Annotated in this window: 14 protein-coding genes, 1 pseudogene and 1 riboswitch; of the genes and pseudogenes, 10 read left to right on the top strand and 5 right to left on the bottom strand. The window is 71.7% G+C overall.

Annotated elements, in window-relative coordinates:
- Positions 1-24: 24 nt before the first annotated feature.
- On the top strand, positions 25-927 hold the full coding sequence (gene sucD, locus MUN76_RS04970; protein WP_244687705.1) for a succinate--CoA ligase subunit alpha: 903 nt from the start codon (positions 25-27) through the stop codon (positions 925-927).
- A 72-nt stretch (positions 928-999) separates the two neighbouring features.
- On the opposite strand, the pseudogene MUN76_RS04965 reads toward sucD, so the two are convergent.
- Positions 1,000-1,519: pseudogene (locus MUN76_RS04965) on the bottom strand (DUF1731 domain-containing protein); the annotation flags it as partial.
- A 117-nt stretch (positions 1,520-1,636) separates the two neighbouring features.
- On the opposite strand from MUN76_RS04965, the gene MUN76_RS04960 reads away from it, so the two are divergent.
- From MUN76_RS04960 to MUN76_RS04930, 7 genes are all read left to right on the top strand, one after another.
- Complete coding sequence (locus MUN76_RS04960) at positions 1,637-3,220, top strand: cell division protein PerM (RefSeq protein ID WP_429953347.1); 1,584 nt, start codon at positions 1,637-1,639, stop codon at positions 3,218-3,220.
- A 6-nt stretch (positions 3,221-3,226) separates the two neighbouring features.
- Positions 3,227-3,335, top strand: a riboswitch (TPP riboswitch).
- Entirely contained in the window at positions 3,330-4,445 is a 1,116-nt protein-coding gene (locus tag MUN76_RS04955) for a thiamine ABC transporter substrate-binding protein (protein ID WP_346730406.1), read from the top strand. Its footprint overlaps the riboswitch before it by 6 nt.
- 151 nt (positions 4,446-4,596) lie before the next feature.
- Entirely contained in the window at positions 4,597-6,177 is a 1,581-nt protein-coding gene (locus MUN76_RS04950) for an ABC transporter permease (RefSeq protein WP_244688661.1), read from the top strand.
- Positions 6,177-6,734: a nucleoside/nucleotide kinase family protein gene (locus MUN76_RS04945; protein WP_244687703.1), complete on the top strand. Its 558-nt coding sequence runs from the start codon at positions 6,177-6,179 to the stop codon at positions 6,732-6,734. Before MUN76_RS04950 ends, MUN76_RS04945 begins: the two co-directional genes overlap by 1 nt.
- Positions 6,735-6,738: 4 nt before the next feature.
- Positions 6,739-7,353, top strand: coding sequence for a phosphoribosylglycinamide formyltransferase (purN, locus tag MUN76_RS04940; RefSeq protein ID WP_244687702.1), 615 nt, complete (start codon positions 6,739-6,741; stop codon positions 7,351-7,353).
- A gap of 49 nt (positions 7,354-7,402) precedes the next feature.
- Positions 7,403-9,061, top strand: a complete 1,659-nt coding sequence (gene purH, locus MUN76_RS04935; RefSeq protein WP_244687700.1) for a bifunctional phosphoribosylaminoimidazolecarboxamide formyltransferase/IMP cyclohydrolase — start codon at positions 7,403-7,405, stop codon at positions 9,059-9,061.
- Between the two features lie 44 nt (positions 9,062-9,105).
- Positions 9,106-9,459, top strand: a complete 354-nt coding sequence (locus MUN76_RS04930; RefSeq protein WP_244687698.1) for a hypothetical protein — start codon at positions 9,106-9,108, stop codon at positions 9,457-9,459.
- A 1-nt stretch (position 9,460) separates the two neighbouring features.
- On the opposite strand, the gene MUN76_RS04925 is transcribed toward MUN76_RS04930, so the two are convergent.
- The 4 genes from MUN76_RS04925 to MUN76_RS04910 form a co-directional block, all read right to left on the bottom strand.
- Positions 9,461-9,841, bottom strand: coding sequence for an META domain-containing protein (locus MUN76_RS04925; protein ID WP_244687696.1), 381 nt, complete (start codon positions 9,839-9,841; stop codon positions 9,461-9,463).
- Between the two features lie 33 nt (positions 9,842-9,874).
- Positions 9,875-11,398, bottom strand: coding sequence for an aldehyde dehydrogenase (NADP(+)) (locus MUN76_RS04920; RefSeq protein ID WP_244687694.1), 1,524 nt, complete (start codon positions 11,396-11,398; stop codon positions 9,875-9,877).
- A gap of 149 nt (positions 11,399-11,547) precedes the next feature.
- Positions 11,548-12,573, bottom strand: a complete 1,026-nt coding sequence (locus MUN76_RS04915) for an agmatine deiminase family protein (protein WP_244687692.1) — start codon at positions 12,571-12,573, stop codon at positions 11,548-11,550.
- An 82-nt stretch (positions 12,574-12,655) separates the two neighbouring features.
- Positions 12,656-13,630, bottom strand: a complete 975-nt coding sequence (locus MUN76_RS04910) for an ornithine cyclodeaminase family protein (protein ID WP_244687690.1) — start codon at positions 13,628-13,630, stop codon at positions 12,656-12,658.
- A 138-nt stretch (positions 13,631-13,768) separates the two neighbouring features.
- Between MUN76_RS04910 and MUN76_RS04905 the strand changes: the two genes are divergently transcribed.
- Together MUN76_RS04905 and MUN76_RS04900 are read left to right on the top strand one after the other, a co-directional pair.
- The gene (locus MUN76_RS04905) at positions 13,769-14,119 is read left to right on the top strand and encodes a nuclear transport factor 2 family protein (protein ID WP_244687688.1); all 351 of its coding nucleotides are present in this window, start codon (positions 13,769-13,771) and stop codon (positions 14,117-14,119) included.
- A 60-nt stretch (positions 14,120-14,179) separates the two neighbouring features.
- Positions 14,180-14,536, top strand: coding sequence for a cupin domain-containing protein (locus tag MUN76_RS04900; RefSeq protein WP_244687686.1), 357 nt, complete (start codon positions 14,180-14,182; stop codon positions 14,534-14,536).
- Positions 14,537-14,786: the final 250 nt, after the last annotated feature.

The raw sequence follows: 14,786 nt of genomic DNA, 5'->3' as shown, positions 1-14,786 counted from the left end.
GCTGGAACGAAGAGAAGGAACACCATGTCGATCTTCCTGAATAAGGATTCCAAGGTCATCGTCCAGGGCATCACCGGCGGCGAGGGCACGAAGCACACGGCGCGCATGCTCGCCGCGGGCACCCAGATCGTCGGCGGCGTGAACGCGCGCAAGGCCGGCACCACCGTCTCGCACGTCGACGCCTCCGGCGCGTCGGTCGAGCTGCCCGTCTTCGCCTCGGTCGCCGAGGCGATGGCCGCGACGGGCGCGGACGTGTCCGTCGCCTTCGTGCCCCCGGCGTTCACCAAAGACGCAGCGGTCGAGGCCATCGACGCGGGCATCGGCCTGCTCGTGATCATCACCGAGGGTGTGCCGGTCAAGGACTCCGCAGAGCTGTGGGCGCACGCCCAGGCGACGGGGAACCGCACCCGGATCATCGGTCCGAACTGCCCCGGCATCATCACGCCGGGTGAGGCGCTCGCCGGAATCACCCCCGCTACGATCACGGGCAAGGGCCCGATCGGGCTCGTCTCGAAGTCGGGCACCCTGACCTACCAGATGATGTACGAGCTGCGGGACCTCGGGTTCTCGACCGCCATCGGCATCGGCGGCGACCCGATCATCGGCACCACGCACATCGATGCGCTCGCCGCGTTCGAGGCCGACCCGGAGACCGAGGCGATCGTGATGATCGGCGAGATCGGCGGCGACGCCGAGGAGCGTGCGGCCGAGTACATCAAGGCCAACGTGACCAAGCCGGTCGTCGGCTACGTGGCCGGCTTCACGGCGCCCGAGGGCAAGACGATGGGGCACGCGGGCGCGATCGTCTCGGGCTCCGCCGGCACCGCCCAGGCGAAGAAGGAGGCCCTCGAGGCCGCGGGCGTCAAGGTCGGCAAGACGCCGTCCGAAACCGCCCTGCTGCTTCGCGAGGTGTTCGCCGCGCGCTAGGCGTCACGCTCAACAACGGGGTCCGCGCCACGGCGCGGGCCCCGTTGTGTCTGTCATGACGACGGACGCCTTTCAGCCGGCCCAGGTCGTGCGTAGGGCGCCGTCGAGCTCGGGATACGTGAACGCGAACCCGGCCTCCTGGAGCCTGCCGGGCAGCACCCAGCGACTCTTGAGCACCAGCTCGGTTTCGGTGCGGATGGCGAGCGCGCCGAGCTCCAGCATCCACCGCGGCGTCGGCGATGTGGATCCAGCTGAATCGCTGGCGACCGCCCATCGCGCCGGGCAGATGCGCGGTCCCCGCTGCTCGACGCGCGCGTGAGACGGGCCACCAGCCGTCGTGCTGCGAGCCGCCCAGGCCGAGACGCGCGAGCGTCCGCACCGGCCCGAGCACTCCGCCCCGGCCGAGCACGATCGCACTGCGCAGTGCGACCCGACGCGTCCCGGCGCGATTGCGCGCGGTGTACCGGCAGTTCACGCTCTTGCCCGCGAGGCCCAGCACCAGTGCGGCACCGTCGACCGCCGAGGCGATGCCTCCGGGGTCCTCCCACGAGAGATCCGCACCCGCGCGTCCGATCGTGACGACGTCGCGGCCGGTGCGGGGCCCCGATGGGCGCGCCCGAACGCGCTAGACTGCAGGGCGATGAGACCCACGTTGACGGCAGTGATCGCTGCGATCGAGGCGGTCGCCGTCGCCCTGGCCGGGCTCGCGGTGATCGCGATCCCCGCGCTGCTCCTCTGGTTCATCGGCTTCGACATGGCGGCCGAACCCCTCGACGTCGCGGGTGGCGCCGCCGGGGTGTGGCTGCTCGCCCACTTCGTCCCGCTCGGGTTCGCCCTGCCCGCCGAGGCGGCGCTCGCCCTCGGGCTCGCCCCTGAGCCCCTGGCCTTCACGCTCTCGCTCGCCCCGCTCGGGCTCACCCTCATCACGGTCGCGCTCGCGGCGCGTTCGGGCTGGCGCTTCGCGCAGCGCGGCGGCGTCGGGATCGCCGGCGTGATCGGCGGAGCCGCCGGGTTCGCGGCGGTCTCCGCGCTCGTCGTGCCCCTCGCGAGTGCGTGGGCGGCCTGGCCGACCTGGCTCGCGATCGTCGTGCCCGCGCTGTGCTTCGCCGTCCCCTCACTGGGCGGCTTCCTCGTGCGCGCCGCGCGAGACGAACACCCGTGGTGGACCGCGACGATCCGGTGGAAGCAGCGCGCGCTCGCACGCCTCGGCGTCGCGGGTTCCGCCGCGCTTCCGGCACGGCTCGGCGAGACGATCCGACTCGCGGCAGCACTGCTGGCCGTGTTCATCGGCCTCGCCGCACTGGCCGTCGCGGTGGCGATCGTCGCGGGGTACGTGAGCATCACGACGCTCACGCAGAGCCTCCAGCTCGACGCCCTCGGTGCGCTCCTCGTCTTCCTGCTGCAGGCCGCGCTGCTGCCGACCGCGGTGGTGTGGGGCGGGTCCTGGCTCACCGGCGCGGGATTCGCGGTCGGCGCCGGCAGTTCGGCGTCTCCGTTCGGCGCGCTGCTCGGTCCGCTGCCGGCGCTCCCGCTCTTCGGGGCGATCCCCCAGGGGTGGGGCAGCGCCGGTGTGCTCGCTCCGGCGCTCCTTGTGCTCGGTGGGCTGTGCATCGGGGTGCTCTTCGCCAGGCGGCCCGAGCTTCGGCGGGCAAGCTGGCCGGTTGCGCTCGCGGTCGGGATCGGCGCGGCGGTGCTCGCCGGGGTGACGATCGCGGCGGTCGCGGGCCTTGCCACGGGCTCCATCGGCCCGGATCGCCTCGCCCTCGTCGGACCGGACCCCTGGGTGACCGGGGGCCTCGCCGCCGGGGAGCTCGGACTCGGCGCGCTCGCGGGGATCCTCGCGAGCCGCGTGGATACCTCGCGGATGCGCGCCTCCGTCGCCGATCTGGTACCGGAGCGACACCGATCGTCGGCACGTCGCGACGAAGAGGGCGACGAGGCATTCGCCCCGTTGACGTTCGGACTCCCCGGGGTCGCCGCGGCGCACGACCCCGCCGATGCGCACGAGACCGTCGAGATCCACGAGACGGTGGAGATCCACGAGACGGTGGAGACCTACGAGACGGTGGAGATCCACGAGACCGTCGACACCCACGAGCCGGTGGAAGTGCACGAGGTCGTGGAGGTGTCGGACGCGCCGGAGCCGGCGAATTCGGAGCCGCGCCCCGCCGCGGGCGAACCGGATGACGAGCTGCTGCGAGCATTCGCCTGGGACGGCACCGAGGCCGTCGATCCCGAACCGCCGACGCAGACCCGGCGGCCCGGTTGGCGCCTCCCGCGGCGGGAGCGCTAGGGTAGGAGGGCAATCCACGGGAGTCCCTGCGCGGGGGCTGAGAGGGAGCACGCGTGCTCCGACCGTTCAACCTGATCTGGGTCATACCAGCGGAGGAAGGAAGCCCTCAATGATGCACCCGCACACCCCCGGAGCGTCTCGCTCCACCCGTCGACGGATCGTCGGCGCGCTGACCAGCGCAACGGTACTCGGACTCGCGCTCGCCGGCTGCGCGACGGGCGAAGGCCCGAGCGACGAGGCCGCATCGAAGCGGGTCACGCTTGTGGTCCACGACTCCTTTCCGAACGACGCGTTCGCCGAAGCCGCGAGCGCTGCGACCGGGTACGAGGTCGAGGTGGTGTCGGCGGGCGACGGTGGAGAGCTCACGAACAAGCTCGTGCTGACGAAGGGGGCGCCGATCGCGGACGCCTTCTTCGGGGTGGACACGATCTTCGCCTCGCGTCTCGTCGACAACGACGTGGTGGAGCCGTACCGGCCGGAGGCGTTCCCGGAGAGCGCCGTGGACCTCGCGATCGCCGACACTGACTCCGACACCACCGACGCCTTCAGCCTCACCCCGGTCGATCGGGGAGCGACCTGCTTCAACATCGACACGGCGTGGTTCGCCGAGCAGGGCCTCGCGGAGCCCACGGGGTTCGAGGACCTCGCAGATCCCGCGTACCGCGACCTCACGGTGATCCTGGATCCGACGGCGTCGTCGACGGGCGCGTCCCTGCTCGTCGGCACCGTCGCGGCCTTCGGCGAGGACGGCTTCGCCGACTACTGGCAGCGCCTCGTCGACAACGGTGCGCGCATCGAGCAGGGGTGGACGGAGGCCTACAACGGGCAGTTCACCCAGGGCGGCGGCGACGGCACGAAGCCGATCGTGCTCTCCTACAGCTCGTCACCGGCCTTCACGGTCTCGGACGACGGGGCGGCGACCTCGACCCGCGCCCTGCTCGACACCTGCTCGAGCCAGGTCGAGTACGCCGGGGTGCTGGCCGGAGCGGCGAACCCCGAGGGGGCCCGCGCCGTCGTCGACTATCTCGTCTCCCGCGAGTTCCAGGAGACGATCCCCGACACGATGTACATGTATCCGGTCGACGCCGAGGCGCAGATCCCCGAGGCGTGGTCGACCTTCGCCCCGCTCCCGGATCCCGGCGCGGCGCACGACCTCCCCGCGGCGGAGATCGAGGCGGGGCGCGAGGGATGGCTGCGGACGCTGAGTGAGCAGATCGGGCTCTAGCGCGCCGCTCCGGCGCAGTATCGATCGGCCGGGGCGCGACAGCGCGCCGTCCCGGCGCAGCATCGATCCGTCCCGGATCCTCGGCGGCACGGGGTGGACCGTCGCCGTCCTCGTGCCGCTCGCCTTCCTGGCGATCTTCTTCCTGTGGCCCGTGCTCTCGCTCGTCGCGACCGGGTTCGTCGCCGACGGCCGCTTCGATCCGAGCGGGATCCCCGAGGTGTTCGGGCAGGATCGCACCTGGCGCGTCATCGGCCAGACGGTGCTCCAGGCCGGTTGCGCGACGGTGCTCTCGGTGCTGCTCGGGCTGCCTGCTGCGTACGTGCTCTATCGCCTGGAGTTCCCGGGCCGAGCGCTGCTGCGCGGCTTCCTCACGATCCCGTTCGTGCTGCCCACCGTCGTCGTCGGCGTGGCGTTCTCGGCGCTGCTCGGGGTGGGCGGACCGCTCGAGGGGCTCGGCCTCGATCGGAGCTTCGTCGGCGTCGTCGCGGCGCTCGCGTTCTTCAACGTCACGGTGGTGGCACGCACCGTCGGGGGGTTCTGGGCCCGACTCGACGACCGCTCGGTGATGGCCGCGCGGGTACTCGGCGCCGGCGCCATCCGCGCCTGGTGCAGTGTGACGCTGCCCGCGCTCCGACCCGCGATCGCCTCGGCGGGGGCGCTGGTGTTCCTGTTCAGCTCGACCTCGTTCGGCGTGGTGCTGATCCTGGGCGGGCGAGAGTTCGCCAACGTCGAGACGGAGATCTACCGGCTCACGGTCCAGTTCCTCGATCTCCGCGGGGCTGCGGTGCTCTCCCTCGCGCAGTTCGCCATCGTGGGGGCCGCCCTCGCGGTCTCCGCGAGGCTGCGCGCGTCGGGGGAGCGCGCGGTCGAGCTCGGGGCCGAGCCCCGTCGTGAGCAGCGGCCCGGGCTCCGGGATCTCCCCGTCTGCCTTGTGTTCGGGGCGACCGTGCTGCTCCTCCACGCCCTCCCGATCGCCGCACTGCTCGCGCGGTCGCTCCGCACCTCCGACGGCGCCTGGACACTCGAGCACTACGCGGCCCTCGTCGATGACGCCTCGACGCTGCCGATCGAGGGGTCGGTGCCCGCGGCGATCTGGCTCTCGCTCCGGATCGCCGCCGTCGCCGCGGCGCTCGCCATGATCCTCGGCATGATCATCGCGCTCGTGCTGTCGCGCCGGCCGCGCTCCCGGGTGCTCCAGCGCGGGATGCACCTCTTCGACGGCCTCGTGATGCTGCCGCTCGGGGTGTCGGCGGTGACGCTCGGTTTCGGTCTGCTGCTCACCATGCATCGCCCGCTCGGCATCGGCATCGATCTGCGCACCTCCATCGTGCTGATCCCGATCGCGCAGGCGCTCGTCGCACTCCCGCTCGTGGTGCGCACGCTGCTGCCCGTGCTGCGCGGCATCGACCAACGCCTTCGGATCGCGGCGAGCTCGCTCGGGGCGGACCCGCTGACGGTGCTGCGCACGATCGATCTGCCGATGCTCGGGCGGTCCGCGGGCCTCGCCCTCGGGTTCGCGTTCGCGGTGTCGCTCGGCGAGTTCGGGGCGACCTCGTTCCTGGTGCGACCGGGGGAGCAGACGCTGCCCGTCGTGGTGGCCGAGCTGATCGGACACCAGGCGCCGGGGAGCTACGGTGCCGGCCTCGCGGGCGCCGTGCTGCTCGGCGCGCTCGCCGCCGGCGTGATGCTCCTGGCGGATCGGCTCCGCACGGACCAGAGAGGAGAGTTCTGATGCAGCTCGGAGAGCTGGACGTGATCCTCATCGACGGGCGATCCGGATCGGGCAAGACCTCGCTGACCGAGCGTCTCGTGACCCGCCAGCGGCTCGACGGCGGCCGGATCCAGGTGCTGCACGTCGAGGATCTCTATCCCGGCTGGGACGGGCTCGCAGCGGGATCCCGATCGGTCGCGACCGCGCTCGATGCCGGCGGATACCGGCGCTACGACTGGCACGCGGAGACGTTCGGCGACTGGATCGCCCTCACCACCGACCGCCCGCTCGTGGTCGAGGGCTGCGGCGCCGTGACCGCGGAGAACCTCGCGGCGGCGCAGCGCTGGGCCGAGAGGATCGCGGGCGCGGCGAGCCCGGCTCGGGTGCACGCGGTCTGGCTCGACGGCAGCGCCGAGCTCCGTCGCGGCCGGGCACTCGCCCGCGACGGGGAGACGTTCCGGCCGCACTGGGAGCGCTGGGCCGCGCAGGAGGATCGCCTCTTCGCGCGCACGCAGCCGGAGACGCTCGCCGACGAGATCATCCGCATCGAGGAGCCGGCCAGAGGACCGGTAGACTGATCGGGTGCTGAAACTCGCGGTATTGATCTCTGGCGGCGGCAGCAACCTCGAAGCGCTGCTCGCCGCGGCCGCGGATCCGGCCTACCCGGCTCGAGTCGTCTGCGTCGGCTCCGACACCGATGCGCCGGGCCTCGCCCACGCGCACGCGGCCGGGGTGCCGACCTTCATCGTGCGGCCCGCCGACGCGGAGACCCGGGCGGACTGGGGGCGCGCGCTCGCCGAGGAGATCCGCCGGCACAGCGAGGCCGTGGATGCGGAGCCGATCCTCGTCGTGAGCGCCGGACTCATGCGGATCCTGCCCCCGGGGTTCGTCGACGCGTTCTCGCCGCGACTCATCAACACCCACCCGGCGCTGCTGCCGAGCTTCCCCGGCGCCCACGCCGTGCGCGACGCGCTCGCCGCCGGGGCGACCGAGACCGGGGTGACTGTCCACGTCATCGATGAGGGCGTCGACACCGGCCCCGTGCTGCGCCAGGCGCGCGTGCAGGTCCGACCCGGCGAGTCCGAGACCGACCTCCACGAGCGCATCAAGCAGCTCGAGCGCCCGCTGCTCGTCGACACCGTTCGCGCGATCGCCGACGGCACCATCGATCTCACCGACCCCTCCACGTACCGCTAGAGCCCCAGCGCGTCACCCTCCGCCGCGCGAGACCACCGAAGGAATCCCCATGGCAGTCCAGAGCCACGATCCCAGCCTCTACGAGCACCGCGATCAGATCGAGGTGCGCCGCGCGCTCATCTCGGTGAGCGACAAGACCCGTCTGCTCGATCTCGCGAGCGCGCTCGCCGAGTCCGGCGTCGAGATCGTCTCCACCGGATCGACCGCGGCCACGATCCGCGAGGCTGGTCACGCGGTCACCGACGTCGCGGAGGTGACGGGGTTCGCCGAGGCCCTCGACGGTCGGGTGAAGACGCTCCACCCGGCCGTGCACTCGGGGTTGCTCGCCGACCTGCGCCTCGCCGACCACCGGGCGCAGATGGCGGAGCTCGGCTACAGCGCGTTCGAGCTCGTCGTCGTGAACCTCTACCCGTTCGAGCAGACCGTGCTCTCGGGCAAGCCCGCCGCGGACGTCATCGAGAACGTCGACATCGGCGGACCGGCGATGGTGCGCGCGACGGCCAAGAACCACGCGAACGCTGCCATCGTCGTCTCCCCGGCGCGCTACGACGAGATCATCGAGGCCGTGCGCGCGGGCGGGACGACCCTCGCGCAGCGCCGCTCGCTCGCGACCGAGGCCTTCGTGCACACCGCGCAGTACGACGCGGCGGTGGCGAACTGGTTCCTCGACCAGGAGGATCGGGCCTGGGGCGATGCGCCGGTGTCGGAGGACGTCGCCGCCGATGCGTCGGTCGACAGCATCTTCGAGACGACCGAGGGGTACGTCGGGTACGAGATGTTCGGCCTGCGCGAGTCCGTGCTGCGCTACGGCGAGAACAGCCACCAGCGCGCCGCGCTGTTCAGCGAGACCGAGGGGGCGGGGATCGCGCAGGCGACCCAGCTCCACGGCAAGGCGATGTCGTACAACAACTACGTCGACGCCGACGCCGCCGTGCGCGCGGCGTTCGATCACGAGGCCCCCGCCGTCGCGATCATCAAACACGCGAACCCCTGCGGCATCGCGATCGCTCCGGAGGGCGCCGCCGATCCGATCGCGGCCGCCCACGAGCTGGCTCACGCGTGCGATCCGGTCTCCGCCTACGGCGGGGTGGTCGCGGCGAACCGCGAGGTGTCGGGCGGCATGGCCGAGACGCTCGCGGGAATCTTCACCGAGGTCATCATCGCACCGAGTTTCGCGCCCGAGGCCCTTGCCGTGCTCACGCAGAAGAAGAACGTGCGCCTGCTCGTGCTGCCCACGGAGTTCACCGCGAACCCCGTGGAGCTGCGGCAGGTCTCCGGCGGCTTCCTGCTGCAGGACACGGACCGCTCCTTCGCGCCGGCGTCCGAGTGGGAGCTCGTCACGGGTGAGCCGGTCGACCAGGAGACGCTCGCCGAGCTCGAGTTCGCGTGGCGCGCGTGCCGCGCGGTGAAGTCGAACGCGATCCTGCTGACGAACGGCGGCGCCTCGGTCGGCGTCGGCATGGGACAGGTGAACCGCGTCGACTCCTGCCGCCTGGCAGTGGAGCGGGCGGGGGACCGGGCCGCCGGTTCGGTCGCGGCCTCCGACGCGTTCTTCCCGTTCGCCGACGGACTGCAGGTGCTGCTCGACGCCGGCGTGCGCGCCGTCGTGCAGCCGGGCGGCTCGGTGCGCGACCCCGAAGTCATCGAGGCCGCGAAAGCCGCCGGCGTGGCCATGTACGTCACGGGCGAGCGCCACTTCTTCCACTAGGCCTCCGGTCGAACCGGACCTCCCGGACCTGGAAGAATAGGGCCATGGAGATCATAAAAGGCATTCTGGTGGTATTGCACCTCATCGCGTTCGGTGCGGTGTTCGGCAGCACGTTGGCGCAGCTCCCGGCGGTGAAGGCGGGCCGTGCCCGCATCACCCCCGGGATTCTGCACGGAGCGTCGCTCCTGTTCGCGACGGGCCTGCTGCTGGTCGCGTCGATCTACATGCTGGGCGGTGCACCCAACAACATGAAGATCGGTGTGAAGACGCTGGTGCTGGTCGCGATCATCGTGATCATCCTGATGAACCGCAAGAAGCCGAGCGTGTCGGGCGGGGTGCTGGGCGCGATCGCCGGGCTCTCCGTGGTGAACGTCGCGCTGGCGGTGCTCTGGAACTAGCTCACTGATCGTGGCGAGCGAGGGTGCCGATCTCGGCACCCTGCTCGTCGCGGAAGACCAGTTCGTCCGAGATGAGCGTGGCCTCGTGGGCCTGCACGAGCCAGGTGTCGACCCCCTCGCAGTACATCATCGTCGAGCGCATGATGCCGAGGTCGATCGTGCCGTCGTCGGCCTGCGTGTAGTCGCCGCCGAGGCGGTTGCAGCCGTCGGTGCCGGCGTAGGTGCCGTCGGCGAGGAACTCGAGCGACGGCGCACCCTCCGCGTCGGGATCGCCCCAGACGCCCTCGATGCCGGCCGACGCGCCGCCCGCGCACGCGGAGAGCAGCAGCGCGGCGGTGGCGGCGGTGGCGAGGGCGGCGGTTCGGAGCATGGCGCGGGTCATGTGCTCAGTGTATGCCGCGGGTGCACCGCCGGGCTAGGCGGTTGCGGCGCTGCCCCAGCTCCGCGATTCGCCCGCGGGGGCGATCGCCTGCGGGACCCCCAGCGGGTTCGCGTCCTGGAGGGCGAGCGGCAGGAACGCGGCCGGAGCGTTCTGGTACGCGACGGGCCGGAGGAAGCGGGTGATCGCCGCGGTGCCGACGGAAGTGCTCGTGTCGTTGGTCGTCGCGGGCCACGGGCCGCCGTGCTGCTGGGCGGGTGTGACGGCCACGCCGGTCGACCAGCCGTTGAAGAGGACCCGGCCGACCTGCTGGCTGAGCGCCTCGACGAGCGCGCGGAGGGCCGGGGCGTTGGCGGTCGATCCCGCACCTTCGGCCTCGCTCACGTGCAGCGTTCCCGTGAGGTTGCCCTCGAAGAACTCCGGCACGAGCGCGGCGAGGTCGGTGCCATCGGGCGTCTCCACGACGATGGAGAGGGGGCCGAACGCCTCCTCGACGAGCGCCTCCCGGCTCGTGCGGAAGTCCTCGAGGGACACCGCGACGATCGTCGGGGTGGCCCAGCCGTGCCCCGCGTCGTCGAAGCGGATGCCGCCCTCGACGATGGGCCGGACCCCGGGTGCCGAGAGGATCGCCTGACGGCGCTCGTCGAAGCTCCGAGAGATCCGGGGGTCGAGCAGCCGGTGCTCGGCGAGGTCGACGGCGGCCGCGGCGATCGCGGCCGGAAGCTCGGAGTCCTCCGGCACAAACGCGAAGCCGGGCTTCGTGCAGAGCTGCCCCGCGGAGCCGGACACGCTCGTGACGTATCCGCTCGCGATCTCCGCAGCGCGCTCCGCGATCGCCGCGGCGGTGAGGAAGACCGGGTTGACGCTGCCGAGCTCGCCGAAGAACGGGATCGGAGCCGGACGATTCGCCGCGAGGTCGGCGAGCAAGCGGCCGACGCTGATCGAGCCGGTGAAGGCGCCGGCGCGCACCCGCGGATCCTGCAGCACGGCGACCCCCGCCTCACGGCCGTGGATCAGCTGGAACACCCCCTCCGGCATGCCCGCGGCGCGCAGGGCGGTCGCGGCGACCTCGGCCGTGGCGTCGGAGAGCTCCGGGTGCCCCGAGTGCGCCTTCACGATGAGCGGGCAGCCGGCGGCCAGGATCGACGCCGAATCGCCCCCCAGGACGGAGAAGGCGAAGGGGAAGTTCGACGCCGAGAAGTTGATGACCGGACCGACTGGGATCAGCACGCGGCGCACGTCGGGGCGGACGCCGAGCGCGAAGTCGTCGTCCGCGGGGTCGATGCGTGCGTCGAGGTAGCCGCCGTGCACGAGCGTGTCGGCGAAGAGACGGAGCTGCACCGCGGTCCGCGTCACCTCCCCGGTGAGCCGGGCCTCGGTGAGCCCGGTCTCGCGCGCGGCGATCTCGACGAGAGACGCCTTCGCGCCCTCGAGCGCATCGGCGACGGCGACGATCGCGCGGCCCCGCTCCGTCGGACTGGTCGCGGCGAACGCGGGCGCGGCGGCCGCGGCGCGCGCGACGACGAGTTCGAGTTCCGGGGTGAGGGCAGCGGCAGGCATGGGGTTCCTTCGTGTCGAGCGGTCGCCATCAGCGCGTGGCGTCACTGCAGTCTCGCAGGTCAGACGGGGTTGCCGAGTGTGAATGTCGCACAGTCCCGCATGAATCCACCATGCGGGACTGCGCGCTCCGTCGGGGTGCGGCTCCCGCCTCAGGCGGCCTTCGGCTGCTGCTGCGTGATGCAGTGGATGCCGCCGCCGCGGGCGAACAGCGGGCGCGCGTCGATGCCGACGACGGTGCGGCCGGGGTAGACCTCGCGCAGGGTGGCGAGCGCCCGATCGTCGGCGGGGTCGTCGAACGCGCACGCGAGCACCGCGTCGTTGATCACGAGGTGGTTGATGTAGCTGTAGTCCACGAACCCCTCGGCGTCGCGCAGCACCGTGGGCGCGGGCATGTCGATGATCTCGAAGCCGGCCGAGGTGTCGTCGAGGGTGCGCTCCACGACGTCGCGATTGGTCCGGGCGATCTGGTGATCGGGGTGCGACTCGGAGTCCTGCCGGTGCATGAGGAGCTGGCTCGGGGTCGCGAACGCGGCGAGGATGTCGGAGTGCCCGCGTGTGCCGAACGTGTCGTGGTCGCGGAACAGGCCGCGAGGGAGCCAAATGGCGCTCGTCGTGCCGATCGTGCGGGCGAGCTCGGCCTCGACCTGCGCACGGGTCCACCCGGGGTTGCGGCCCGGATCGAGCTGTACGGTCTCGGTGAGGATGACGCGTCCGGTGCCGTCGACCTGGATCCCGCCGCCCTCGTTGGTCATCTCGGAGTTGATGAGCGTGGCACCCGACGCCTCGGCCACGATCCGGCCGATGTGCTGATCGTGCTCCCACTCGGCCCACTCCTGACCACCCCAGCCGTTGAACACGAAGTTCACCGCCCCGAGCTCGCCGTTGTCGCCGATGACGAAGCTCGGACCCATGTCGCGCATCCAGGCGTCGTTGAGCGGCGCGACGTGACGGTCGATCTGCGACGCGAGATACCTCGCGGCGATGTCCTCGTCACCCGGGTTGACGACGACGGTGACCGCCTCGTACTCGCTCGCCGCGTTCGCGACGGCGGCCCAGGTGCGCCGCGCCTCCTCGACCTCGGCCTCGGTGTCGCCCAGGGTGTAACCCGAGGTCGGCCAGGCCATCCACAGCCGTTCCTGTTCGTGCCCCTCGATGGGCATGCGCCATGCGGTCATCAGTGTCTCCTCCGGATCGATCGCGTGAGTCGCCTCAGTCTAGCCCTTACTGGCGGGTTGACCAATAAGCACGTGCGGGTGGTCACTCGCGCCCGGACGTCGACGCGGTGAAGGCGGCGGCGGCGCAGACGAGATCCTCCCAGGACATCCCGACGCCCGTGTAGAGCGCGGGGTGTCCCGGGCGGCGGCTGAGCCGGCCGAGCGCGGCCTCTCGCAGGTTGCGGGGTGCGCTGGGGGCCGCCCAGTCGGCGGGGCCGAGCGCGGTGGCCAGGTTCCCGTTCTCCCGCTCGGCGGAGCGGCGGCCCTCGACCAGGAGGTCCGCCCGGGCGACGAGACGGTCGTCGACCTCCCGGCGGTCGCGGCCGTGCGTGCCGACGGCGGCGACGATCGCACCGCCGCGCACGAGCGAGCCGTCGAAGACGGGGGTGTCCGAACTCGTGACGCAGAGGATCACGTCGGCCTCGGCGACCGCTCGGTCGAGGGCGCCGGGCGCAGGATCGAGGGCCCGGGTGTCGTCGCCGCCGAGCGCCGCACGGAGCGCCGCGACGCGCTCGGGGCGGCGGCCGGCGACGGTGAACTCCGCACCGGGGAGGGCTGCCCGCGCCGCACGGATGTGGCTCTCCGCCTGCACCCCCGCACCGATCACGAGGAACTCTGGTCGCGCCGGCGGCCGGTCCGTGGCAGGAGCCGCGGCGGCCAGGTATCGAATCGCGGTCAGTGTCACGGCGGCGGTTCGGATCGCGGTGAGGGAGGACCCCTCGAGAATCGCCACCGGAGCGAGCGAGTCGGAATCGATGAGGAGGTACAGGCCCTGAATCTTGGGCAGGTTCCGGGCGGGATTGCCCGGTGCGACGGTGAGCGCCTTGAGCCCGCTGAACTCGGGTCCCTGCGCGGGCATGAGGAGGAACTCACCGTGCGGAGCCGGGCTGAACAGGCGCGGCGCGTCGACCTCTGGGTCGATCTCCGTGCGCAGGGCCGCGTCCAGGGCCTGCATCGCGCGCTCGGCGGGGAGCGCCCGGCGCACCGCGGCGGCGTCGAGGAAGGGGATCTGGGGCACCGGGGGTCCTCACTGCGTCGGAGCGGAAGAGCGTCTCGTGCCCATCGTATCGCCGGGATCGGGCCCGGAGCGCGGCGCGACAAGCGCCCTGCACTCCGGTGCTACCGAGAGGATCGGGGCGGATCGTAGGGTGGGGGCATGCACGAAGATGTGAGAGCCGCGGTCCAACGCTACGTCGACGGGTGCCGCGCCGCGGATCCCGCTGCGGTGCGCGATGCGTTCGACGAAAACGCGGTCATGTGGGGGTACCTCGGGCCGGAGTTCGTCACGATGACCGGGGGCGCGTTCGCCACCGAGGTCATCGGCACCGCGGACCCGGCCGGCCCGGGGTACGCGGCTGAGATCCACAGCATCGAGGTGGTCGGCGACGTGGCGAGCGCGGTGCTCGACGAGCGGCAGTTCCTCGGGGCCGACTTCCGGAACTTCTTCGGGCTCGTCCGTCGCGAGGGCGTCTGGCGCATCACGAGCAAGGTGTTCACGACGCGATAGCGCGCGCTAGAGTGTTGCGCGCGGGCCCGCGACGGGGTCCCAGAACCGATGGAGGTTGCAGTGACGCAGCATGTGAGTGTTTCCGAGGTGTTCGCGCGTATCCCCGAATCCGGCCCGCTCGAGGCGCCGCTCGGCACGTCGACGACCGGCCCGACCCGCACCTGGCTCGAAGAGTTCACCTCGGATGGCGAGCGCGGAGTGCACACCGGCTTCTGGCGGTGCGAGCCGGGTGAGTCGGAGTGGGACTTCACGGACCTCGGAGAGGTCATCCACGTGCTTTCCGGGCGTATGACGGTGACCGAGGAGGGCGGGCAGCCCGTCGAGCTCGGCCCCGGCGACGTCGCCTCGTTCCCGACCGGGTGGACGGGCACCTGGAAGATCACGGAGACGCTGGAGAAGTTCTACGTGATGCTCTAGGCAGGGGTCACTCGAGGAGAGATCTGCAGCGCGAAGTGGGCGGGGATGGCGGTCGCCATTCCCGCCCGCTGGCGTCTTCCGGCGCCGTCATCACTCGGAAACAATTCATTCACATTTGCATGAATTGAGAGCCTCTACATTTCGATGCGGTTGATTTCCCGCTCAGTGTCTTGCAAGTTAAAACATTCACATATAGGTTGTATCCGACCGTACTCACGGGAGTGCGGCTGAGCTGTCACATGTACGAGGG

Source organism: Leucobacter rhizosphaerae, assembly GCF_022919175.1.
GTDB classification, from domain to species: Bacteria; Actinomycetota; Actinomycetes; order Actinomycetales; family Microbacteriaceae; genus Leucobacter; species Leucobacter rhizosphaerae.
This window is presented reverse-complemented; position numbering and strand designations above follow the sequence as displayed.

What these genes read in the sequence shown, in the direction of transcription:
- sucD (WP_244687705.1), top strand. Translation starts at nt 25, where the DNA reads ATGTCGATCTTCCTGAATAAGGATTCCAAGGTCATCGTCCAGGGCATC.
- MUN76_RS04955 (WP_346730406.1), top strand. Translation starts at nt 3,330, where the DNA reads ATGATGCACCCGCACACCCCCGGAGCGTCTCGCTCCACCCGTCGACGG.
- MUN76_RS04945 (WP_244687703.1), top strand. Translation starts at nt 6,177, where the DNA reads ATGCAGCTCGGAGAGCTGGACGTGATCCTCATCGACGGGCGATCCGGA.
- purH (WP_244687700.1), top strand. Translation starts at nt 7,403, where the DNA reads ATGGCAGTCCAGAGCCACGATCCCAGCCTCTACGAGCACCGCGATCAG.
- MUN76_RS04930 (WP_244687698.1), top strand. Translation starts at nt 9,106, where the DNA reads ATGGAGATCATAAAAGGCATTCTGGTGGTATTGCACCTCATCGCGTTC.
- MUN76_RS04925 (WP_244687696.1), bottom strand. Translation starts at nt 9,841, where the DNA reads ATGACCCGCGCCATGCTCCGAACCGCCGCCCTCGCCACCGCCGCCACC.
- MUN76_RS04920 (WP_244687694.1), bottom strand. Translation starts at nt 11,398, where the DNA reads ATGCCTGCCGCTGCCCTCACCCCGGAACTCGAACTCGTCGTCGCGCGC.
- MUN76_RS04915 (WP_244687692.1), bottom strand. Translation starts at nt 12,573, where the DNA reads ATGACCGCATGGCGCATGCCCATCGAGGGGCACGAACAGGAACGGCTG.
- MUN76_RS04905 (WP_244687688.1), top strand. Translation starts at nt 13,769, where the DNA reads ATGCACGAAGATGTGAGAGCCGCGGTCCAACGCTACGTCGACGGGTGC.